This is a genomic window from Bellilinea caldifistulae, assembly GCF_001306055.1.
In the GTDB taxonomy this organism is placed as follows: domain Bacteria; phylum Chloroflexota; class Anaerolineae; order Anaerolineales; family Anaerolineaceae; genus Bellilinea; species Bellilinea caldifistulae.
The window spans coordinates 14,521-37,146 of record NZ_LGHJ01000015.1; the positions used below are offsets into that span (position 1 = coordinate 14,521).

General features: G+C 60.4%; 17 protein-coding genes. 8 read left to right on the plus strand and 9 right to left on the minus strand.

Annotated features, from left to right (window positions below; genetic code table 11):
• The first annotated feature begins 4 nt into the window (after nucleotides 1–4).
• Genes AC812_RS09490 through AC812_RS09500 form a run of 3 tightly spaced genes read left to right on the plus strand, consistent with a single transcriptional unit; the run spans nucleotide 5 to nucleotide 2,235 of the window.
• Nucleotides 5–979 carry an ABC transporter ATP-binding protein gene (locus AC812_RS09490; protein ID WP_061913178.1) on the plus strand — a complete coding sequence of 325 codons (975 nt, stop codon included), beginning with the start codon at nucleotides 5–7 and terminating at the stop codon, nucleotides 977–979.
• 2 nt (nucleotides 980–981) lie between these two features.
• Complete coding sequence (locus tag AC812_RS09495) at nucleotides 982–2,019, plus strand: ABC transporter ATP-binding protein (RefSeq protein WP_082148886.1); 1,038 nt, start codon at nucleotides 982–984, stop codon at nucleotides 2,017–2,019.
• A gap of 9 nt (nucleotides 2,020–2,028) precedes the next feature.
• A complete protein-coding gene (locus tag AC812_RS09500; protein WP_061913179.1) occupies nucleotides 2,029–2,235 on the plus strand; it encodes a hypothetical protein in 207 nt (68 codons plus the stop codon).
• 189 nt (nucleotides 2,236–2,424) lie between these two features.
• Here AC812_RS09500 and AC812_RS09505 read toward each other — a convergent pair whose 3' ends face one another.
• From AC812_RS09505 to AC812_RS09515, 3 genes are read right to left on the minus strand one after another with little or no spacing between them, the layout of a single operon-like run.
• Nucleotides 2,425–3,735 (minus strand): amidase, encoded by a 1,311-nt coding sequence (locus AC812_RS09505; RefSeq protein ID WP_061913180.1) that lies wholly within the window; start codon nucleotides 3,733–3,735, stop codon nucleotides 2,425–2,427.
• Between the two features lie 37 nt (nucleotides 3,736–3,772).
• Nucleotides 3,773–6,625: a penicillin-binding protein gene (locus AC812_RS09510; protein WP_061913181.1), complete on the minus strand. Its 2,853-nt coding sequence runs from the start codon at nucleotides 6,623–6,625 to the stop codon at nucleotides 3,773–3,775.
• Between the two features lie 3 nt (nucleotides 6,626–6,628).
• On the minus strand, nucleotides 6,629–8,473 hold the full coding sequence (locus AC812_RS09515) for a tetratricopeptide repeat protein (protein ID WP_062158876.1): 1,845 nt from the start codon (nucleotides 8,471–8,473) through the stop codon (nucleotides 6,629–6,631).
• A 628-nt stretch (nucleotides 8,474–9,101) separates the two neighbouring features.
• Here AC812_RS09515 and AC812_RS09525 point away from each other — a divergent pair.
• From AC812_RS09525 to AC812_RS17985, 3 genes are read left to right on the plus strand one after another with little or no spacing between them, the layout of a single operon-like run.
• Nucleotides 9,102–10,292, plus strand: a complete 1,191-nt coding sequence (locus AC812_RS09525) for a DegT/DnrJ/EryC1/StrS family aminotransferase (RefSeq protein WP_061913184.1) — start codon at nucleotides 9,102–9,104, stop codon at nucleotides 10,290–10,292.
• A 2-nt stretch (nucleotides 10,293–10,294) separates the two neighbouring features.
• Nucleotides 10,295–11,209: a PH domain-containing protein gene (locus tag AC812_RS09530; RefSeq protein ID WP_062158878.1), complete on the plus strand. Its 915-nt coding sequence runs from the start codon at nucleotides 10,295–10,297 to the stop codon at nucleotides 11,207–11,209.
• 10 nt (nucleotides 11,210–11,219) lie between these two features.
• Nucleotides 11,220–12,551, plus strand: coding sequence for a YbhB/YbcL family Raf kinase inhibitor-like protein (locus AC812_RS17985; RefSeq protein ID WP_061913186.1), 1,332 nt, complete (start codon nucleotides 11,220–11,222; stop codon nucleotides 12,549–12,551).
• A gap of 51 nt (nucleotides 12,552–12,602) precedes the next feature.
• Here the strand turns inward: AC812_RS17985 and AC812_RS09540 are convergent, their stop codons facing one another.
• The 3 genes from AC812_RS09540 to AC812_RS09550 are packed head-to-tail and all read right to left on the minus strand — an operon-like array spanning nucleotide 12,603 to nucleotide 15,637.
• On the minus strand, nucleotides 12,603–13,709 hold the full coding sequence (locus tag AC812_RS09540) for a DUF5667 domain-containing protein (protein ID WP_062158880.1): 1,107 nt from the start codon (nucleotides 13,707–13,709) through the stop codon (nucleotides 12,603–12,605).
• A 3-nt stretch (nucleotides 13,710–13,712) separates the two neighbouring features.
• Entirely contained in the window at nucleotides 13,713–14,414 is a 702-nt protein-coding gene (locus AC812_RS09545) for a sigma-70 family RNA polymerase sigma factor (RefSeq protein WP_061913188.1), read from the minus strand.
• Nucleotides 14,411–15,637, minus strand: a complete 1,227-nt coding sequence (locus tag AC812_RS09550) for a DUF5666 domain-containing protein (protein ID WP_062158882.1) — start codon at nucleotides 15,635–15,637, stop codon at nucleotides 14,411–14,413. The genes AC812_RS09545 and AC812_RS09550 overlap by 4 nt, the downstream gene beginning before the upstream one ends.
• 129 nt (nucleotides 15,638–15,766) lie before the next feature.
• On the opposite strand from AC812_RS09550, the gene AC812_RS09555 reads away from it, so the two are divergent.
• The gene (locus tag AC812_RS09555; RefSeq protein WP_061913190.1) at nucleotides 15,767–15,946 is read left to right on the plus strand and encodes a hypothetical protein; all 180 of its coding nucleotides are present in this window, start codon (nucleotides 15,767–15,769) and stop codon (nucleotides 15,944–15,946) included.
• Here AC812_RS09555 and AC812_RS09560 read toward each other — a convergent pair.
• The 3 genes from AC812_RS09560 to AC812_RS17600 form a co-directional block, all read right to left on the minus strand.
• Nucleotides 15,943–17,010, minus strand: coding sequence for an Mrp/NBP35 family ATP-binding protein (locus AC812_RS09560; protein ID WP_061913191.1), 1,068 nt, complete (start codon nucleotides 17,008–17,010; stop codon nucleotides 15,943–15,945). The two genes, AC812_RS09555 and AC812_RS09560, sit on opposite strands and share 4 nt — an antisense overlap.
• Nucleotides 17,010–18,047: a GNAT family N-acetyltransferase gene (locus AC812_RS09565; RefSeq protein ID WP_061913192.1), complete on the minus strand. Its 1,038-nt coding sequence runs from the start codon at nucleotides 18,045–18,047 to the stop codon at nucleotides 17,010–17,012. The genes AC812_RS09560 and AC812_RS09565 overlap by 1 nt, the downstream gene beginning before the upstream one ends.
• A gap of 153 nt (nucleotides 18,048–18,200) precedes the next feature.
• Nucleotides 18,201–18,845, minus strand: a complete 645-nt coding sequence (locus AC812_RS17600; RefSeq protein WP_061913193.1) for a CZB domain-containing protein — start codon at nucleotides 18,843–18,845, stop codon at nucleotides 18,201–18,203.
• A gap of 189 nt (nucleotides 18,846–19,034) precedes the next feature.
• On the opposite strand from AC812_RS17600, the gene AC812_RS09575 reads away from it, so the two are divergent.
• Nucleotides 19,035–22,442 (plus strand): GAF domain-containing protein, encoded by a 3,408-nt coding sequence (locus AC812_RS09575; RefSeq protein ID WP_061913194.1) that lies wholly within the window; start codon nucleotides 19,035–19,037, stop codon nucleotides 22,440–22,442.
• Nucleotides 22,443–22,626 lie beyond the last annotated feature (184 nt).

Genomic DNA, 22,626 nt, shown 5'->3' on the forward strand with positions numbered 1-22,626 from the left:
AATCATGCCAGAAAAAACATTACTGCGTGTCGAAGATTTGAAACTCTACTTTCGGGCCACCCGCGGTGTGGTGCAGGCGGTGGATGGGGTTTATTTCACCCTCAACCCCAACGAAGCGATGGTCATCATCGGCGAATCGGGCTGCGGCAAAAGCTCCATGGCCAAGGCACTGCTGCGTTTGTTACCCCGCAATGTGCATACCTACTCCGGCAAGGTCTTTCTCAACGGCACGGAATTAATATCCATGTCCGACGAGGAATACCGCCAGCAGATCCGCTGGCTGAAGATCTCGATGGTACCCCAGGCTGCCATGAATGCCCTCAACCCGGTGTTGCGGGTGGGCGATCAGGTAGCCGAGCCGATGATGGTGCATCACGGCGTCCGCAAGGAAGAAGCGCTGGTGCAGGCTGCCAACATGTTCCAGCGGGTGGGTGTGCCGGTGGACTTTCTGACCCGTTATCCGTTTGAATTGAGCGGCGGAATGCGCCAGCGGGCGGCCATCGCCATGGCGCTGGTCACAGCGCCGGATCTGGTCATTCTGGACGAACCGACCTCCGCCCTGGATGTGCTGACCCAGGCAAACATCATGAACCTGCTCAAGCGCATCAAGAAGGAAATTGCTACCAGTTTCATCCTGATCACCCACGATATTGCCACTTCCAGCGAACTGGCCGACCGGGTGGGGGTGATGTACGCCGGGCAGATGGTGGAATTGAGCGATGCTCACCGCTTTTTCACCGCCCCGCTGCATCCCTATTCGCAAAAGTTGATGGCCTCGGTGCCCAAACTGCGTAGCACGGTTGAACCGGAATTCATCACCGGTCAGCCGCCCAGCCTGATCAACCCGCCGACCGGCTGCCGCTTTGCAGCCCGCTGCCCGCTACGTTTTGAAAAATGCGATCAAGACCCGCCCATGTTCCAGCACCCGGATGGCCGGCAGGTCAAATGCTGGTTGTACGAAAAAGAGGCAAGGAGTTAAGCATGACCGTTCAAGATGCCGTTGTTCAACAGGAAACCTTGTCCGGCGCCGATGCGCTGAGCAATGCTCCGCTGCTGTCCATTCAAAATTTGCGGGTGTGGTTCGAGCTGCGCCGCTTTGGTTTTGGCCATGCCGGTTATGTCAAAGCGGTGGATGGTGTCAGCTTTGATCTGCAGCAGGGCGAGGCGGTGGCTGTGGTGGGTGAGTCGGGCTGCGGTAAATCCAGCCTGATGAAGACAATTTTGGGCCTCAACCGTCCCACTGAGGGCGATGTGGTCTTTCAGGGCAAGTACCGCATCAGTCAAATGGATGCCAAGACCCTGCGCTGGTACCGCCGGCAGGTCGGCTATGTCCAGCAAGACCCCTACGGCGCTCTGCCGCCGTTTATGAACGTCCAGCGCATTCTGGAAGAGCCGATGATCGTTGCCGGTATCAGCGACAAGAAGGAGCGGCTGGAACGCATTCATAAAGTGCTGACCGAAGTCAAAATGACGCCGGTGGAAGAATTCCTGCCCAAATTCCCGCACATGATCAGCGGTGGGCAGCAGCAGCGGGTGGTCATCGCCCGGGCAATGATCCTCGAACCCAAACTGCTGGTGGCCGATGAGCCGGTTTCGATGCTGGATGCCTCGGTGCGGGTGGAAATTCTCAAACTGCTGCGCGGTTTGCAGGAATCGCACAATCTGGGTGTGATTTACATTACTCACGACCTTTCGACGGTGCGCTACTTCTCCGAGCGTATTTTTGTGATGTACGCCGGGCAGATTGTGGAGAAGTCGCCGGTGGATAACCTGTTGCAGGACGCCAAACACCCCTACACCCACGCTCTGCTGGCGGCAACTTCGGACCCGGATGCACGCAATGCAGAAACCTTCAAAGAAGTGCCGCCGGGTGAGCCGCCCAGTCTGGTTAAACCGCCGACCGGTTGCCGCTTCCATCCGCGCTGTCCGCACATCATCCGCGGGGAGTGCGATGTGAACGTGCCGCCCGAATTTGAAGTCGGCCCCGATCACACGGCGGCGTGCTGGCTGTATAAGTAATCAACAACGATGATGCTCCGCTTGGGTCCAAAGGGAATGATGGCAATCGGCGCCGGGTTGTTGTTCTTCGGCGCCGCTGCTCCATTCCTGATGATTTTACGCATCTGGGAAACCTCCTTCTGGCTGAGTTTCCTTTCGTATGCGGCTTCGATCAGCGGGCTGGTAATCGGCTTTTTGGGAATTTTCCTCTACATCCGCATTCACCGGCGGGATTGAGGGATGTAAACGGGTTGCGTTCAACCCATTCAGCCCGCCTTACCCCACAGGCGGGCTGAATTTTTTTCATCGGACGAACAGAGGGCAAAGTGATTCGACGATGGCGGAAAGCAGCCGGTTGCAGCAGCCTTCCGGCTTTGGTTGCGGTGAAAAATCCCACAATTCACAACCGGAAAACGCGCCTTTTGGCTACAACGGGGGCGGCTGCCAGCCGCCTAGGGTTTGCTCCAGCAGGTGCGCCACTGCCAGCGCCACATCCTCACGCCACGGGCGGGCGACTACCTGCACGCCAATTGGCATTCCCTCCGGCGAGGTTGCGCAGCGGACAACCACTGCCGGGTAACCGGTCAGGCTATAGGGCAGGGTATAGGGGATGCGCCCTTCCGGTTGGCCGTGCGGTTGGGCGGGTAATTCGGCTGCCGGAGTCAGAATCACGTCCTGCCGTGCCATGAATCCGATCATCGCACGGCGGAAGCGATCCCAAATGAACAAATGGCGGGCGACTTCATCGCCATCCAGTTGCGAACGGCTGCTGCTGACCCATTCCTCATCGTCCTCGGATTCGACTCGCGCCCAATACTGACGGGTGATCTCGTAGGCTTCTTCAATGCGCGGCGGCAGGTTTTCTTCGACCTGTGCCCCGTGTTCAGCCAGCAGCCGGGCGGCACGCCGACAGGCGGCTGCTGTTTCGGGCGTGGGTTCGGCTTCGGCGTGATGAGTGTAGAAAGCAACCCGCAGACCGTCAATTTTTACCTGCCGCCAGTCCGCCAGCGGCATGGGAATGACGCTGGCATCCTGCCAGTCCACCCCGCTGAGAACCGGCAGCACCAGCGCCAGATCCTCCACAAAGCGCGCCATCGGGCCGATGGTGGTGCGCGGATCGTTCATGGCGCTGATGAACGGAAAATGACCGGTCAACGGCAGCCGGCCGGTGGTGGGTTTCAAGCCGGTTATGCCGCAGGCATGAGCCGGTTGCCGGATGCTCCCGCCCGAATCGGAGCCCAGCCCCAGCGGGCTGCCGCAGGCGGCGATGATGGCGGCTTCGCCGCTGCTGCTGCCGCACGGGCTGTAAGCGGGGTTATAGGGGTTGTGGGTGCGGCCATACACCTCGTTCTCGACCATTACATTGGTCTTTCCCAGCAAAATGGCGCCGGCTTGCCGCATCCGGCTCACCACGCTGGCATCTCTGACCGGGATGCGGTTTTTGTACCGGGCTTCTCCGCCGGTACAGGGCAGGCCGGCGGCATCAATCCAGTCCTTGACGGTGAAGGGAACGCCGTGCAAGGGGCCAACGGCTTCGCCGCGTGCCAGGGTTGCATCCGCCTTTACTGCCTGCGCCAGGGCTTCCTCAGCCGACAGAGCAACCACCGCATTTAAGCCGGGATTGACCTGCTCAATGCGCAGAAGGTGGGCTTCAATCACTTCCCGCGCGGAAATTTGCTTCCGGCGGATGCGCCGGGCCAGTTCCGATGCCGATAGACGGACGATTTCTTCGTTCAAATTTTCTCTCCGGAACGTAAAATTGCTTGCTTTGGGATTAGCGTACCCGGAATTGAACCGGCTCGGATACGGTCTGGTTGCCGGCCAGATCCACGGCGATGACTTCGAGGCGGTGCTCGCCGCGGCGGGCGTCCCACACCAGCGCAAAGGGCGGTTGGCTGGTCTCGCCGATGATGCGACCGTCCAGCCGCCATTCCACCCGTGCCAGCCCAACCGTATCGCTGACTTCGGCTTGCAGGGTAATGGTGGACTGTCCGGTAAATACCTGACCCTCCACCGGGTAGGGAATGCGTACCTGCGGCGGCGTGTTATCCACGGTGACTTGCAAGAGACTGGTCTCGACGCGCTGATCGCGGCGCACCACCAGCAGGCGGATCACGTACAGACCTTCCAGATTGCGCGTATCCCAGACGGCCAGCCGGCCGTTTTCCACTGGCTGAGTGGTGCTTTCTTGAATGCTGATCCACGCGGTGGGGTTAATCCCCTGCCCGACCTGAAGGCTGTACGATGCAAATGCCTCTCCGGCGGCTCTGCCGGTGATTTCTACCTGACCGCCCACCACGCTGAAGGGGCGCGGCTGGCTGATTTGAGCATTGGGGTTGGGAGAGGGCTGCTGAACCAGATCGTATTCGCTGGGCGGCAGGGGTAAACCGGCCGTCCGCGCCCACGCCTGAGCCTGCGGCGGCACCACCAGAAAAACGCGTTCTTCCACCAGTTCAGGTGGGGTGAAGACGGTTGCCAGCCGACCGGTTTCGCGGTTGATTTGGAAACGGCGGTAGAGCGAATCGATTCCGCCGGGCTGATTGCTTTCCAGAAAGACCTCGTTTACCCGGCTGGGGCAGGCATCTCCCGGCAGTAAACCGGAGGGATCGCAGACTTCCACCCGCACGACACCCGGCGGCATTGGCCACGATTGCACCGGCTGATTGCGGTGCAGGTATTGCATCAAGGCGTGCCAGATGCCGGCCGCCGGGAAAGCCCCCGGCGTCGGGGCATCCGCAACCTCGCTGCCCAGCCAGACGACTGCCACTGCTTGCGGGGTGTAGCCGGCTGCCCAGCTCGAACGTCCGCCGGCGGCCTGTCCGCTTTTTGCCGCCGCCGGGCGGCCAATTTCCAGCGGGTTGGGGTAGCCCAGGGTACGCCAGCGGGCGGCTTCGTCGCTGAATACGTGGTGGACAAGGTAGGCCAGTTGAGCGCTGACCACCGTGCGGCTGGCGGTCTGTTCCGGCATGGAAAGGGGATTGCCGCTGTAATCTTCCACCCGCAGCACCCAGCGCGGCTGCGGCAGGCCGGTTTCATCGCTGACCACGCCGTTGAGCGTGCCTGAGGCGGCAAATACGCTGTACGCATGGGCCAGTTCCAGCAGGGGCAGCGGCTCACCCTCGCTGAGCAGGGTGTCTTCTTCAACCGGCAGGCGGTACTGTTCGATGCCCAGGTTGTGAGCGGTGGCGGTCAGCGCGGCAGCCCCAATTTGAGCATAGACGGTTCGCAAAGCGGCCCAATCATCGTTGACCAGCGCGCTGCGCAGGCGCAGCGGCCCATCGTACTCCTCCGGCGGCTCATCAGCGGTCTCTCCCTCGCCGGTCAGCGGAATGTCCCACACCAGCGTAGCCGGGGAGAGGCCGCGCGCAAAACCGGCCAGCGCCAGAAACGGATTTTGCAGGCTGCCGGGCGGGTGCGGGCTTTGCTGAGAACTTTCCCCCGCTGGCGAGGTATCCCCGCTGAAAGCCAGCACTTCCCCGTTGAGCGGGTCGAGGATCACGGCACTGGCCTGCCACACACCGGCGGAGCGGGGGGTGCGCAGGGGCAGGGCCGGCAACAGGCGAGCGGCTTCACACTCGCCGGAAAGAGCAGCTGGCGGATCGCTCAGGCGTGCCAGTTGGGATTGCATGGTACACACGACCTGGCTTTGCAGGTCGGCGTCCAAACTGGTGATGATGCGCAGTCCGCCGCGCTCCAATCGGCTGCGACCGAGCCATTCGGCAATGCGGTTGATCACCTGAGCGGTGAAGGCCGGCGCCCGGCTTTCGACCGGCAGCGGTGCGCGCAATTCCAGCCATGCCTGCCGGGCCTGCTGGTAGGTTGGTTGATCGAGCAGTCCCAGCCCCAGCATGCGCAGCAGGATGGTTTGCTGATTTTCCAGCGCGGCGGCAGGTGCATCCAGCGGATTGAGAGCGGGTGATTCGAGGGCTGCCAGCAGCAGGGCGACTTCGGCGGGGTTGAGCGCGCTGGCGGGTTTCCCCAAAAAAGCCTGGGCAGCCGAGTCGGCCCCGTAGGTCAGGTGACCGAAGGGAGCGCTGTTCAGGTACCATTCCAGCACCTGCTCTTTTCCGTATGCGTTGACGATTTGATCGCCCAGCAGGCGCAGGCGCAGGGTGCGCTGCCAGCCGGGTGGCTCATCCGGCGGCATCAGCCAGTCCTCTGCCAGCCGCTCGGCCAGCGTGACAGGACGGGGGTCGTCCAGGTGGTCCCAACGCACGCCGCTGCGCTGCCAGAAAAGCGGGTCGAACAGGGCAACAACTCCTTCCACCAGCAGCGGGCTGAAAGCCTCACCGTGGGCCGGGTTAAGGTACAGGTAACGGCGCGTAATTCCCGGATTTTCCAGCGTGAGCAGCACCACCTGCCCGGTACGGTCGTACAGGCGGGTTGGGCGGGTGAGTGCGCCGTCGTTCGGGTCGAGCAGGCTTTCCAGCGCGTACACCGAGGGCAGGCTGGCGCTCAATTGGGCGTAGAAGAAGGACAACCCCAGCACCGCCATGCCCAACAGGCTCAAGCCGGCTGCCAGCAGCCCCCACAGACTGCGGCGCGCTCCGTTCAGCAGCCGGGTACGCCGGGCTGTCCGCCGCAATTGGCGATTTTTGACCAGCAGGATGGTTTCGAGACGGCGCACAGGTCAGGGGGTGGAAAGAGGAGGTGAGGTTGGAGAAGCCGGCTGGGGTGTAAACGTGCGGGTGGCAGGCGGCGTTCGGGTGGGGGTTGGTGTGCGGGTGGGCTGGCGGGTTGGGGTGGGTGTAAGGGTGCGGGTGGGCGGAGGGGTATCGGTGGGGGTGACCAGCACACTTAACTGGCGGCGGGCCTGCTCCAGCCATTCGGCCGGCACAACCTCTTCGCCCAGTTCCAGCAGGCGCTGCCAGTCGTTGATGGCAGCCCGCACATTGAGCGGTTCGAGGGAAATTGCCCGCCAGTAGTACAGCTGGGCTTTGCGTTCGTTACTGACCGCATCGCCTTCGATTTTGTTGAGCTGGATGTAGGCATCTCCGTAGGCTTCCAGCGCCAGCAATGCCCGGCTGCGCCACAGGGCGGCTTCGAAGGAGCGCGGGCGGATGGTCAGGGCGCGGTTGAAGTCGCTGAGGGCAGCCTGAGCATCTCCGCGATTCAAGTAGAGTTTGCCGCGTTCCATGACCACCTCAAAATTGAGCCGGTCAAGGCGCAGGGCTTCGTCAAAGACTCGCAGGGCTTTTTCTTCCTCGCCGCTTTCCAGGTAGGCTTTTCCGAGCAGGGCATACACGCGCGGTTCGGGTGGCTGGGCAAAGCGTTCGTAAATCTCCAGCGGCTCAATGGACTGGCGGTACAGCCCGTTAGCCTGTTGGGCTTCACCCAGTGTCAGGTAAGCCGGCAGGAGCGTTAAATCGAGTTGATTGGCGCGTTGGGCATCGGCCAGGGCGGCTTCGGCGTTCCCCTGTGCCAGCAGAACGCGGGCGCGGTATTCGTACACCAGCGGGGAGTCGGGCAGCAGTTCGGCGGCGCGGTCGAGGTTTTGGAGGGCGGCTTCGTAGCGTTCTTCGTTCAGGTCGAGTTGCGCCAGTTCCAGATAGGCCTCGGCCAGATTGGGGTCTAGGCTGAGGGCGGTTTGCAGGTCTTTGCGGATGTCCTCGATTTTGGGATTGCTGCCCGCCAGCCCGGCGCGCGCCCGCCCTAAAAAGGCCGGGGCAAAGTTTGGGCTGGCGCGGATGGCTTGATTGTAGGCGTTGAGCGCGGCGCCGATTTGTCCGCTGCGGCGCTCGGCTTCTCCCAGCCAGTAGTACAGGTCGGGGGCGGTGGAGTCGGCTTCGATTGCCTGCTGGAAGTATTGGGCGGCGCGCGCCCACTCGCCGCGCTCAAAAGCGCGCAGACCGATGGCGTAAGCCTCAATGACGGCGTGGGGAGTGCGCACGTAGGCGGCGGTGGGGGTGTAGGTGGCCTGTAAACCTTCCCACGGCGGAGTGGGTAACCGCAGGGTTGGGGTGAGGGTTGGCAGACCGGCCGTCGGCTGACTGGTTTCGGCGATGACCGGCCGGAAGGAGATGGTTGGACGCTGGCTGATTTCGCGCGGACGGAGCAGCTGCGGGGCGAACAAGACCAGCAGGAAGATGGCAATGACCGCCGCGGCTGCCAGCCCGTAAAGCGCGAGGCGCTTGTAGGAAATTGGCGGGCGCTGGACGGCCGGTTTTTCGATCTTGACCTGCCACTGACGCCGTTGCAGGCGTGGCGGGACGATGAGGGCCGGGTCGGGCGGCAGCACGCCCAGCAGGGTCAGCCCGCGCCGGGCAGCCTGATTGTTGGGATCACGTTTGAGCGCTTCTTTGAGGCAGTAAATTCGTTCTTTGCGGGTTTCCACCACTGCGCTCATCCACAGCCAGTACTGCGGGTTGGACTGGTCGCGGCGCAGCAGGCGAGTGAGCAGGTCGCGCGCCCGCTGGCGGTCGCCTTCTTCCAGCGCGCGAAAGACTTCCTCGAAAGCCGAGTCGGAAGTGGACATGTTATCAGTTTAGCACAGGCTCAAAGAGCGGGCAAGCCACTGCGGGCTGCGGACGGGTTTACGAAATTGTCAGGGCGGCGGTGTTGCCGGGGAAAACGCCGGTCTCCCGCAAGGTTGTTGCGGGGGCAAGGGGGGAGATGTCCACCTGCACTGCACCGTACGCAGTGCGGTGCAAGTGTCGCTGAGGCTCGACCTGACATTGCGAGCGAGCGGAGCGCGGCGGTCTCCGCAAAGCCGTTGCGGAGGTTCGAGGGCGGGAGACCCTTCGCTTCGCTCAGGGTGACATTAACGTCACCACGAGCGAGCGCAGCGAGCGTGGCAATCTCCGCAAAGCCGTTGCGGAGGTTGGGGGGCGGGAGACCCTTCGCTTCGCTCAGGGTGACATTAACGTCACCACGAGCGAGCGCAGCGAGCGTGGCAATCTCCGCAAAGCCGTTGCGGAGGTTGGAGGGCGGGAGACCCTTTGCTTTGCTCAGGGTGACATTAACGTCACCGCAAGCCGCCGTCAGGCAGCGCGGCAATTTCCCCTGCCCAGCCAGCCGGAGGCTTTTAGCCCACGCCTTCCGAAGAAAATCCTTCTCAAAGGTTGGTTTCTTCCCTTGCGTCACTTTGCGGTAAAATCATTGGCATGAGCCCCTATCCACCTCCGATTGTCCCCATGTCCTCCCCGGATTTGACCGATGCCGAACGGCAGGCGGTATTGAATGTGCTGAACACCCCCCACCTGAGCATGGGCGGGCAAATTGAAGCCTTTGAGCAAACCTTCTGCAACTATACCGGCTGGCGTCACGCCATCGGGGTAAATTCCGGCACGGCCGGCCTGCACCTTTGCGTGCGGGCAGCCGGTATTCAAGCCGGTGATTGGGTAATCACCACCCCGTTTTCGTTCGTCGCCTCGGCGAATGCCCTGTTGTTTGAAAATGCCGTGCCGGTTTTTGTGGATGTTGAGGAACGCAGCGGTAATATCAACCCGGCCCTGGTTGCCGAAGCAGCCCGTGATTTGATGCAGGGCGGTAAAGCCGCTCAGCGCTGGCTGCCGCGCCGCGGTCTCCACACTCATCCCAATGGACAATTGAAAGCCATTTTAGCCGTGGATGTATTCGGTCAGCCGGCCGATTACGACCTGTTGCGGGTCATCGCCGATCAATACGGCCTGCGCCTGATTGAGGATTCGTGCGAGGCGCTGGGCGCCGAGTACAAAGGCCGCAAAGCCGGCACGCTGGGTGATTACGGCGTGTTTGCTTTCTACCCCAACAAACAAATTACCACCGGCGAGGGCGGAATGATTGTAACCGATGATGACTCTGCCGGACAGTTGATGCGCGCGTTACGCAATCAGGGGCGCGCCCCGGGGGATACCTGGTTGCAGCACACCTATCTTGGTTACAACTACCGCCTGGATGAGATGAGTGCGGCGCTGGGCATCGCGCAAATGAACCGGCTGGAAGAATTGCTCGGCAAACGCCAACGGGTGGCCGATTGGTACCATCAGCGGCTGGTGCAGATTGCAGGGGTTGAACCGCCCGCTTTGGAGGAAACCACCACCCGCCCATCGTGGTTCGTCTATGTCATCCGGCTGGCGCGCGGGATTGACCGCGCCGCCGTGGCTCAGCGGCTGGCTGAACGGGGTATTCCGGTGCGCCCGTATTTCCTGCCCATTCACCTGCAGCCCTACATGGTGGAACGGTTTGGATATCAGCCGGGGGATTATCCGGTCACGGAGGATTTGGGAGAGCGCGGGCTGGCGCTGCCTTTCTCCGGGGTGATGGATGAGGCCCAGGTAGAACGGGTGTGTGATACGCTTCGCCAGGTTTTATGAGCATGAGCAAGGATGATGAAAGTCAGGTTTTCTTTCCTCCCCGCCGGCGCGGGCTGATCTTTCATCTGTTGCTGGGGTTCGTTCTGCTGGCTGGCAGTGTCGGCTGCCTGATTCTGGCGTTCAATCAACCTCAGGAGGGGCGCTTTGTGCTGTTGCTGCTGGGCAGCGTGGTGTTGTTCGCCCCTTTGCCGTGGGTGTTTTACCGCGGCTACGCCCTGATGAACGCTTTTTACCGGCTGGAACGGGATGGCCTGCGTTTGCGCTGGGGCTTGCGTGCCGAGGATATTCCCCTGCCGGAAATTGAGTGGGTGCGCCCCGCCAATGAACTGGGTTTTAACCTGCCCCTGCCGCCTTTGATTGCTCCCGGCGCCGTTTTGGGCAGCCGGCAGGTTGCCGAACTGGGTACGGTGGAATTTATGGCTTCGGAAACCGGCGGGTTGTTGCTGGTGGCAGCGCGTCAGAGGGTGTATGCCATCTCCCCGCAGGATGGACGGGCTTTCAACCGCGCCTTCCAGCGCATGATCGAGCTGGGCAGTCTGACTCCGCTGCCGCCTTATTCGGCTCAGCCGGCTGCCTTTGCCCGACGGGTGTGGGATAACCGTCCGGCACGCTGGTTCTTAATTGCCGGGCTGATTTTGACCGTGTTGCTGTTGATCGTTGTGGCGCTGGCGATTCCGTCCCATCCTTCGGTTTCGCTGGGCTTCGATGCTCAGGGGCAGCCGCTCCCGCCCGTCCCCGGTGAGCAGTTACTGCTCCTGCCGGTGCTGGGCATGCTGATCTATCTGGTCAATCTGCTGGGCGGCATTTATTTCTACCGGCGCGAATCCGACCGTCCTGTGGCTTTCCTGTTGTGGATAGCCTCTGCGTTTACCCCCCTGCTCCTGCTGATTGCCGCGGGGGTTATTTTACTCGGTTGAGGAAGATGCAGTGAGCCTCTCCATTTCCATGATTCAGATTGGGATCGGTTTTGGGCTGGCGCTGATCATATCGCTGGCAGCTTACGCGGTACATTCACTCAGCCGCAGCGGAGCGCTGGCCGCCACCCTGTTGGGGACGGCTGTCTTCGGACTGGGCGGGCTGCCCTGGGCGGTGTTGCTGCTGGGCTTCTTTATTTCATCCAGCCTGCTTTCGCGGCTGTTCCGTCGCCGCAAGCAAAGCGTGGAGGAAAAGTTTTCCAAAGGCAGCCGGCGGGATGCTGCTCAGGTGGCTGCCAACGGCGGAATTGCCGGGCTGCTGGCGCTGGTCCAGGCTGTTTTTCCCGCTTCGCCCCTGCCGTGGCTGGCTGCGGCTGCCGCGCTGGCAGCCGCCAACGCCGATACCTGGGCAACCGAATTGGGCGTTCTCAGTCCGACTCTGCCGCGCCTGATTACCACCGGCAAGGCGGTGGAAAGGGGGACTTCCGGCGGGCTGACGCCGCTGGGTACGTTAGCCGCCCTGGGCGGCGCGGCTTTGATCGGCTTGCTGGCGGTGCTGTTCCCGCCGGCGGAGGTGATGCTCCCGGCGATGGCTGTTTTTGGTCTGGTCACGCTGGCCGGCCTGCTGGGCAGTCTGGTCGATTCGCTGCTGGGGGCAACCGTACAGGCCATTTACACCTGTCCGCAGTGTGCCAGGGAGACCGAACGCCATCCGCTGCATTCCTGCGGCACACCCACCCGGCGGGTGCGCGGCTGGCGCTGGCTGAATAACGACGGCGTCAACGCCGCCTGCACGCTCAGCGCGGCAGGAGCGGCGGCGTTGTGCGCCGCTTTGCTTTTACCGGGGAGGATTTCACCGGTTCATTCGCTTCTCGAAGGAGGTAGTTCGATGAAAATCAGCAGTCCTGCGTTCCGCGATGCAGCCAACATCCCGGCCCGGTTCACCTGTGAGGGGGAGAATCTTTCCCCGCAACTGGATTGGAGCGGTGTCCCGGCTGGCGCGCGCAGTCTGGCGCTGGTGGTCAGCGATCCGGATGCGCCCGGCGGTACCTTCATCCATTGGGTGCTGTACAACCTGCCACCCCAGACGACCGGTTTACCGGAAGGCCTGCCGACCAGCGAACGGTTGAGCAGCGGCGCGTCCCAGGGGCGCAACGACTTTGGGCGAATCGGCTACGGCGGGCCGTGCCCCCCGCCCGGCAAGCCGCACCGCTACATTTTCACCCTGTATGCGCTGGATTTAGCCCCCGACCTGCCGGCTGGTTTGAATGCCGCCCGGCTCAACAACCTGATGCGCGGTCACATCCTCGAACAGGCCTCTCTGACCGGCCTCTATCAGCGTTGAGTTCCTTCGCCGCCTTCCAAATGTTCAAAATTGGCCAGGGGAGGGCCATCATCAGTCCTTATAACCATCCTTGTCGCCTCCCCCTTTACCGGAATTATCGTCATCTCCGCCCTTGCCCGAGTCGTCATCGGTTGCCTTGCCCGAGTCATCGGATTGGGTGGCGGTGAGGATGGGGCGTGGGGTTGGCGAAGACTGCGGCGTCAGCGTGGCGGTTGAAACGGTGGTTTCGGTCAGGGTGGGGGTGATAAGGTTGGGGGTAAAGGTCGGCGTTTGGGGCGGGTTCAGGCGGCCGGCGCGCGCGCTGAGCGCCAGAAAGTCATTTTCACCCACCCGGATGGCCGTGACCGAAATCGGCTTTCCCACCTCCGGCGTGCCTTCCAGCTCCGCCAGACTGGGCAGGCGCACCCGCACGCCTTCGATGATCCACTCCTGCTCGGTTTGGGATTGGAGTATGCCGCCGATTGGATAAAGGCGCAGACGCATGTCGGTGACTTCCAAACCCTGCTGGCCGCGCACAAAACCGCGAATATCCACATACCCGCCTGCCATCGAACCGGCAGCGGCTTGCAGCGAACCACTGAGGCTGAAATCAATCCCGCCAGCCGACCATTGATCGTAGCCGTCTTGAATACGGCGGGTGAGAAATCCGCTGAACTCGACCGGCTGCTCTTTACCGGCAAGGATCAACCGGCGCACTTCTTCCGCCCGGCGCTGATCGAAGGTATCTTCCAGGGCAATGCGGCCCAGGGCATCCCCGCTCAGCGCCAGCTGGGCCTGTTCCACCGAACGTTTCATCCCATACAAGGGCTGACCGGGCAGGGAGCGGCCGGAAGCCAGCGCCAGCCCAAAGACCGCCACCAGCACCAGCATCACCGCCGAAAGCAGCAACGGGGCAAACCGCGGCAGGGCAAAGGCACGTTTCGGCTGCCGACGAGCCTGCCGGGCGGCTTCTTCCAGAAACTGCGCCCGGCTGCGCTGATTCCCGCTGACGGGCGGCAGGTAGAGCGCATTGGCTTGAGCCATGCGGGCGCTTTCCAAAAGCGGGCGCAGTTCTTCCGCCCGTTCGGGATAATCCGCCAGAATCCTTTCCAGCGGTTCCCCGATTTGCATTCTCTGCAAACATTCTTCCAGTAATTGAGCGGTCTCGCCGGACTTCATGGCTTAAGCGCCCCTTTCTAACTGACGGCGCAAGGCCGCCAGGGCTCGATACTGTAAAACTTTCACCGCCTCGACCGATTTTTGCATCACCCGGGCGGTTTCATGCACCGATAATTCCTGAGAAAAGCGCAATGTCAGCACATGCTGCTGCTCGTCGGTCAACTGCCGAAGAGCGCGGCGGATCTGATGACGGGTGGCATTTTTTTCGGCTTCCTCCGCCGGGTTGTGACCGTTTGGCAGGTGCTCGTGGTGTTCAATTGGTGTGGTGGGGTGACGGTAGGACTTGCGGTAAAAATCCTGCACCAGATGATGAGCCGTTCCCAGCAGCCAGGCCCGCAGGTTGTCAATGGTCAGATCCTCTTTTTGGAGGGCTTTCAACAAACGCAGGAAAACTTCGGCGGTGATATCCTCGCAGGTGCGCGGATCATCCACGCGGTAGGACACATACCGAAACACCTGCGGATAAAGCGCATCGTGAATGGCTGTCAGCGCCTGTGGCTCAAATTGCTTAGCCCGCCGGAGCAGTTCGGCGGCTTCTTGTGCCTGACGGTTTTGAGCGGTTGGCGGAGTTCCGGTCATCAAGGTGTTCTCTGTACTGGGGATATTATACTTCCAGCCGCTGTGAAAAGGGCGCTGCCGGGTGTTGGGAAAAGACCACCCGGCAATCCGCACCATCTCACCCGTCCACAGGCAGAAATTACTCACTTGCCCTTTCCTTTACCGTAATCATCATCGCCTTTGCCATAATCATCATCGCCGCCCTTGCCGGAATTGTCGTCTCCACTCTTGCCGGAATTGTCATCATCGCCGCTTTTACCGGAATTGTCGTCTCCACTCTTGCCGGAGTTGTCATCATCGTCGCTTTTACCGGAATTGTCGTCTCCACTCTTGCCGGAATTGTCATCTCCCTGGGAAAGCTCGATCTCGCGCGCCAGATAACTGCCGTCGGCCTGCAAGGTGGCATGGACTTTGACCATCGCTCCGAGCGCCAGCGCGCCTTTGATTTCGGTATTGGCCTGGGTGCGTACCGTGCGCCCGCCGATTACATACACGCCGTTTTGGATGGACTCGATCTTGCCGTAGAATTCCACCTCGCCGCTGACCGGCGCGCCGGGGGTGCTGGTTTTGCCAGCATCATCTCCCTGGGAAAGCTCGATCTCGCGCGCCAGATAACTACCGTCGGCCTGCAAGGTGGCATGGACTTTGACCATCGCTCCGAGCGCCAGCGCGCCTTTGATTTCGGTATTGGTCTGGGTGCGTACCGTGCGCCCGCCGATTACATACACGCCGTTTTGGATGGACTCGATCTTGCCGTAGAATTCCACCTCGCCGCTGACCGGCGCGCCGGGGGTAACGGTTGAACCGCTTTTGGATGAGTCTTCCGTGGCAATTTTATCCGCCAGCAATTGACCGTTCAGAATGCGTCCTTCCACCTCGACAAAACTTCCCGGGCCGATGCCCCCAGCAATCGCCGTTGTGGAGGTAATCTGAACCGTAACCGCAGAAATCCGCCAGGCGTCGTTCCCCATCTCTTCCACAAAACCGTAGAATTTGAAACTGCTTGGGGAGGAAGCCGATAAATCCAGTTTGAGCGATTGAGCATACAGAGAATTATCGGGCAGCAAAACCGCTTTGACCTGAACCCGGTCACCGCGTTTGAGCGCGGAAACCACCACCGACTGCTCATCCAGCCGGAAGGTCTGGCCATCCACAACGGCGGATTGGGGATTGATTTGTTCCAGTGTGCCGTTCAGTTCGATGCGTGCCAGGCGCGTTTCAAATGAAGCCGATTCGGCATTAAGCGGTGCGGCTGCCAGAGGGGTGTTGGCAGCATCCACCGTTGCCGGTGCGCAAGCCGACAACCCCAGCAGAATGAAGACTGCCAGGACGGCCAGCGTTCCCATCCGAAAATTCGATTGAATGTTCATGGTGATTATTCTCCTCAATAAAATTTGTGTTTATCTATCCGGTTAGTCGTATTTTTCCGCGAAAAGTTACGGGCAAGCGAGGGAATGGAACAGGAACATCAACCGGTTTTCTGAGGTACAATTCAGCCGATGAACAACCAGACCAATCATCGCCAGAAGCGGTTGTACCTTTCCCTGCTGGCGCTGGCGGTGCTGATTTTGACCCCCTTTGGGTTGTATTTTGCCCTGCAGAGCGGCGCCGACCGACTGGCAGCCGTTTTGTTTGCCGTGTTAAGCAGCGGCATTCTGCTGGTGATGTGGAGCGGTTAAACCGGGCGGGGTGGGGTTCGCACGGCTTCGACCTGCTGAATGCGCTCGACGACTGCGCTCAGTTCCGGCAGGTGAACCTCTTCGGCGCGGCCGCTGTCGCAGCGTTCGCACCATTGCGGGTCAATCGGCAGGCGTGCCAGCAGTGGCGCGCCGGCCGCCTCGCAAATTTCCGGCGCATGACTGGCCCCAAACACGGCGTATTCGCCGCCATCCGCCGGACAGCGAAAATAACTGTAATTTTCCACTACCCCCAAAATGGGGATGTGAAGGGTTTGCAGCATGTGAACGGCTTTGCGCACTACCAGCGCCGAAAGTCCCTGCGGGGCGGTGACCAGCACCACCCCGTTGACCGGCAGGGTGCGCAGTACGGTGAGAGCCGCGTCAGAAGTGCCGGGTGGCAAGTCCACCAACAGGACATCCAGTTTGCCCCACAGCACCTGAGTCCAGAACTGCTGAATGGTGGCGGAAATCAATGCACCGCGCCAGATCACCGGCTGATCGGCTTCCGGCAGCAACAGGTTGGTGGAAACCACCCGAATGCCCTGGCGGGTAGTCGCCGGTAAAATGCCCTGCTCGCTGCCGCGCAGTCCGCCCGCCGGCAGCCCGAAGAAATGCGGAATGCTCGGGCCGGTAAGATCGGCATCGAGGATGCCGGTTTTCCAGCCGCGCCGGGTTAATTCCACCGCCAGCAGGGCGGTCAGCGAGGATTTGCCCACCCCGCCTTTGCCGCTCATCACCGCAATGACCCGTTGAACCTGATTGAAAGCGTTGAGTTTGGGTAATTGCGGGGTGGCGCTGGCGATCACGGCGCGGCGTTCTTCATCGGTCATTGTCCCAAAGGTGATCTCCACCTGTTCAAAACCGAGTGGGCGCAGCACCTGTCTGGCGTTGAAAGCCATCTGATCCTTCATCGGGCAGGTTGGCACGGTCAGCGCCAGGGTGAAGGACAGTCGTCCATCCCCATGCAGGGTCAGATCGCGTACCATGCCCATCTCGACGATGTTGCGCCCGATTTCGGGGTCAATCACCTTGCGCAGGGCGTTGAGAATGGCGTCCGTTTCCATCACGCGGCAGGTGGTTGCAGGCGCACGCGCATCACGCAGCGCTGACGCGCCCCAAAGCGGTATTTATAATCCTCGCCGCCGCGCATGAAATCAAATTCGCGGTAGCGGTTTTCAATCGCCCAGCGGATGAAATGAGAAAGCAGCACCCAGCCGGGTGAATAATCGTTGAAACGCCGGTCAAAACCGGAATTGTACAGCCAGACCTGCTGCAAATAATCGAACGCCAGATAGGCGGCGGCTTTTTCCCCGCCAACTTCCAGAAAGACCAGCCGCAGGCAGCCCAGATCAAACGAGCATCGAATCATCTCGCGCATGGTCTCGCGCATCAATGGAGTCAGGAAGACACGTTTTTCGTCATCCTGCTCCATCAGGGCAAACAGGGCTTCGATTTCGGCATCCAGCGCGGCACGTTCACTGACCATGTACCAGCGCGCCGGCGGGCTGAGGGTTTCGGCACGGCGCAGTTTACGGCGGATTTCGTGGCGCTGCTTTTTATCCAGGCTGGCCAGGTAGGTTTCCCAATCATCCGGCAGAGGAATGGTGGGACACGGCTGGCAGAATTCTTTGAGAAATGACCAGCCGTGCCGGGCAGCCGCGGCTTCCAGCGCATCAAAGGTCGGCGATTCCTCCGGCAGGTTGTATAAATCCAGTGCGCTAAACGGTTGTTCGGTGCGCAATTCCTGCAGGGCGGGCAGCAGAGCATCCAAAAAGGCGGGCAGGTCTTCGGGTCGGGCGATAAAATCGAGATAGTCGGAGATTTCGATGCTGCCCAAAAACAGCAGCGCCGGCTCGCCAAGATGATCGGGCGTCCAGAACAGCGGGGCAATACCCAGCAGACGGTCATCCCGCCGGGCGGTAATCAGCGCCAGTTGCGATTCGGGCGGCCATTCACCGCCGCCGCGCCGCCGCCACCAGATATCGAGATACTCAAAGCGCAAAAAAGGACAGTGCGATGGACTTTCGGCCAGCAGGGCGTTCCAGTCCTCTTGCAGGGCCGGCGACCATTCGCGATGGAGTTGCAGTTCAAGGGTTTTCATGGTGGGAATTATACCGCAGCAGTAATTCAGGTGAGGCGGTTTGTAATGGGAAAGAACCGCTTTACCGCCAATTTAACGAGCAAGGTCGGGTAAGCCATTGCTCAACCCGACCCGCTCCGGTGGATGGAAAGGTTATTTTATACAGGGGAAAATTCAGATTACCCGCTTAAGGCTCTCCAACTTTTCGTCCACTTGCTTGGCAACCTGTTTGATTTCTTTGAGCATTTGGGCGCCATGATGACCGTTTTTCTGATTTGCGGCAAATTCACGCAGTAAATCATGGAATCGGATGTGGTCGGCCTCCACCGCTTTGAATTCAGAATGAGCGCCAAATTCACGTTTGCCCAGCCCGTAATACCACTTTCCCAGCGCACAGTCGGTGTGAGCAGGCACGTCGCTCACACGCAGGGTCTCGGCGCCGCTGGCGGCTTTTTCCACCCGTTCCACCCATCTCAGATGGGCTTTTTGGAAGGTTTCAATCTCATCCAGCAAGTCGCTGCGGCTGGTTTGCTGCAACTTGAATTGCCGGACGATTTCCTTGAGGTTTTGAGCCATCTCTTCCAGAGAACGGGCCGAAGCGGCCACTTCCTCAACCTGCGCGCTCATTTCCTCCGCCGAAGCCGAAACTTCCTCCACCGCGGCGCTGTTCTCCTCGCTGACCGAGGCAATGTTCTCGATGGCGCCGGTCACCTCGGTGGCGCCGGCAGCCATCTGTTCGGTGGCGGCGGTGTTTTCCTCGACGACCGCCATCACGGCATCTACTGCTGCTACCAGCTCGGCAGCCGATGCGCTCGCCATGACAGACCATGGGTGGAGCCCCCGCCTCCGCGATGGCTTTGGGGGAGAACGCCCAAAATCTGTAAACGAATTGAAAAGAAACTTTCACAAAAAATTTATGAAATACCTCTTATAAAGCCTTATAATGAGACTGGTTTATCTTGTCTGATCAGGGCAAGTATTATCGGAGCGGTGACTGGGAAGAACGAAATGCAGGGGAACATTTTTCTCACCTTAATTCAAAACATTGCCTTGCTGCTGGCAACCCTGCTGATATTCGATGTCCTCATCCGCCGGGAAGAGATTGGCAACCAGCGGCTGCGGCAGATACTGGCTGGCCTTTTCCTCGGCGGGGTCGGCCTCTTGCTGATGTCCACGCCGTGGACTTTTGCGCCGGGGATCATCTTCGACACCCGGTCGGTGCTGCTCAGCACCGCCGGGCTGTTTTTTGGGTTCATCCCCACGCTCATCGCTATGCTCATCACCGCGGTTTACCGCTGGTGGATTAGCGGGGCTGCCGCCCTGACCGGTATTCTGGTGATTTTCGCAACCGGCGGGCTGGGGCTGCTGTGGCGTTACCGTCTCGGCCGGCAGGTGGAAAACATCCCGCTCTGGCAATTATGGGTATTTGGGGGGATCGTCCATCTGGTCATGCTGGGGTTGATGTTCACCCTGCCGTTACAGCGCGCTTTGGAAGTGGTGCGCATCATCAGCCTGCCGGTACTCTTGATCTACCCGCTGGGCAATCTGGCGCTGGGGGTGCTGCTGCAAAACCGCTTGCGGCGCGAGCGGCTGTGGCACGAGAACCAGCGTCAGATGGAGTACCTGCAATCCGCCTGGGATTTCTTTCAGGAAACGCATCCTTCGCTGCAACGTTTTTTGAAAGCCGCCCTGGAGAAAGCCCTGCAGATCACCCGCAGCCGGTTGGGGTTTTTGTTCCTGTACGATGAACATCAGAAACGGTTTGTGATGAGTGTGGTCTCTCCACCCATGGAGAATGCAGAGGAAATCCCAAGCCGGATGTTTGAAGAAATCAGCGGCGGCATGTGGGCCGAAGCGATCCGGCAGAAAAAACCGGTCTGGGTCAACGATTACCACCCGCCCAACCCTCTCCAAAAAGAGATGCCGCCCGATCACCCAGTTTTGGAGCGGTTTATGGGGGTTCCGGCGCTGGAAAATGGACGGGTGACCGCCCTGCTGGGGGTTGCCAACAGCCCGCAAGCCTATCATCAGGAAGATGCCCTGCGGTTGGCTCTGTTCATGGACGGTGTCTGGAAAGCCATCAAGCGCTTCCAAATGGAGCAGCAAATGCGCCTGCAATCTGCCGCGCTGGAATCTGCTGCCAGCGTGGTGGTGATCACCGACCGGGACGGGCGGATCGAGTGGGCCAACCCGGCTTTTACGCGGGTGACCGGTTACGCGCTGGATGAGGTGCGCGGTCAAAACCCGCGCATCCTCAAATCCGGCAAGCAGGATCAATCTTTTTACGAAAACCTGTGGAACACCATCCTGTGCGGGCAGGTCTGGCGGGGCGAGATGACCAACCGGCGCAAGGACGGCAGCCTGTACGTCGAACAGGCGGTCATTTCGCCGGTGTGCAACGAGGATGGCGAAATTGCCCACTTCATTGCCATCAAAGAAGACATCACCGAACAGCGCAAGGCCGAAGAAGCCGCCCGCGAAAGCGAGCAGCGCTTTGCGCTGATGGCCGAAGCCGCCCCGGTGATGATCTGGATGACCAAAGCCGACGGGAAGGACGGCTACGTTAACCGCGCCTGGCGCGAATTTATGGGCTGCCGCGAGGATGACGACCTGAACCGCGTTTGGGAGGAACGCATTCACCCCCATGAACGGGAAACACTCCTTGAGGCTTACCGGCAATCCATGCAGTTGTGCCTGCCGTTCATCGCCGAATACCGCCTGCGCCGCGCCGACGGCGAGTACCGCTGGATCAGCGATCACGGCGAGCCGCGTTTTTCGGCTTCGGGTGAATTTTTGGGGATGATTGGGGTGTTTTACGACATCACCGAGCAGCGCCAGCAAAGCGCGCTGCTGGCAGCGATCAGCGCGGTGAATCGCGCCTTGACCCGCGCCATCCACCCGCAGGACATGTTCAACCGCATCGTCGGCGAAATCAACCGCCTGATGGAGGTGGAGGCGGCCATGCTGGAGCTGATTGACCCGCAAACCAATCGGATCGAAATCGTGGCTGCCAGCGGTGTGTGGCAGCCGCTGCAGGGACAAACCGAATCGCCGCTGGAACATATCCGTCAGCAGGTACTGGAAGAAGGAAAGCCCTACCTCGAAAATCATCAGGGTCATCTGACACAAAAGGGCATCCCTGCGCCGGCCTGCGGCTGTCAGGCGATTGCCAGCATACCCCTGGAAGTAGATTATCAGAATCTCGGCATCCTGACGATTGGCAGTTATCAGGCTATCTCGCCGGAAAAGGTGAACTTGCTGCAGGGGATTGGCGAAGTGGTTGCCAGCGTCATCTACCGTGACGAACTGTACCGGCGCATCGAGCAAAATGCCTCCCGACTGGGCTCACTGCGCATCATTGACACTTCCATCATCGAAGGGCAGGACCTCAAAACCGTCCTGCGAATTGTCCTGGAGCAGACTTCCCACCAGTTAAAGATGGACGCTGCTTCAATTTTCCTGTTCAACCCGCAAAATTCGACCCTCGAACATGCCGCCGATTACGGCTTCAAAACCCGTGGGATCGAAAAGACTCTCAAACTGGGGCAAAGCCACGCCGGCGTGGCTGCCCTGCAGCGGACGATTCTCACCTACCCCGACCTGCCGGCAACCCGCGATGAAATTGCGGCTTACCTGCTGGATGAAGAGGGCTTCCGCTTTCAAGCGGCGGCGCCGCTGGTCTCCAAAGGCGACCTGATCGGGGTGTTGGAATTGTTTGCGCGGCGTGATTTTCAGCCGAATGATGACTGGGTCAGTGATTTGCAGACCTTCGCGGATCAGGCAGCCATCGCCATCAACAACATCCAAAACTTTGTCGCCTTGCAAAACTCCAACCGCGAACTGCAAACGGCTTATGAAGCCACCATCGAGGGCTGGTCACGCGCCATGGACCTGCGCGATCATGAAACCGAAAATCACACCCTGCGGGTGACGGATCTGACCCTGCGGCTGGCGCGCGCGATGGGCGTCCGCGAAGAGGAATTGATTCACTATCGGCGCGGCGCGCTGCTGCACGATATCGGAAAACTGGGCGTGCCGGATGCCATCCTGCAAAAAGCCGGTGCTTTGGACGATGACGAATGGCTGCTGATGCGCCAGCACCCGATTTATGCCTACCAGATGCTCTATCCGATTGAATACCTGCGGCCGGCGATCGAGATTCCCTACTGCCATCACGAAAAATGGGACGGAACGGGTTACCCGCGCGGCTTGAAAGGCGAGGAGATCCCGCTGGCGGCGCGGATATTTGCGGTGGTGGATGTGTTCGATGCGCTGACCTCCGACCGGCCCTACCGCCGGGCATGGAGTATTCGCGAGGCGCTGGACTACATCAAGGAGCAGTCCGGTCAGCATTTCGACCCGCAGGTGGTGGAAGCGTTTTTGCGGCTGTACGGCACTGGCTCGTTGAAGATTTAACAAAACTATAAACAAATTCCAAAAAAAGCCTCTTGACTCGAACCCCCCAATTAAGATAGACTATTGCATAATCTCGCACAAATTCTGATTCCTATGCGATTTTTCCCCTGGTTTTACGCCTACTTCTTTTACGGCAACGCCGCACGGCTTGCCGGGCGTGACGCTTAAGGGGAAGGGAACTCAT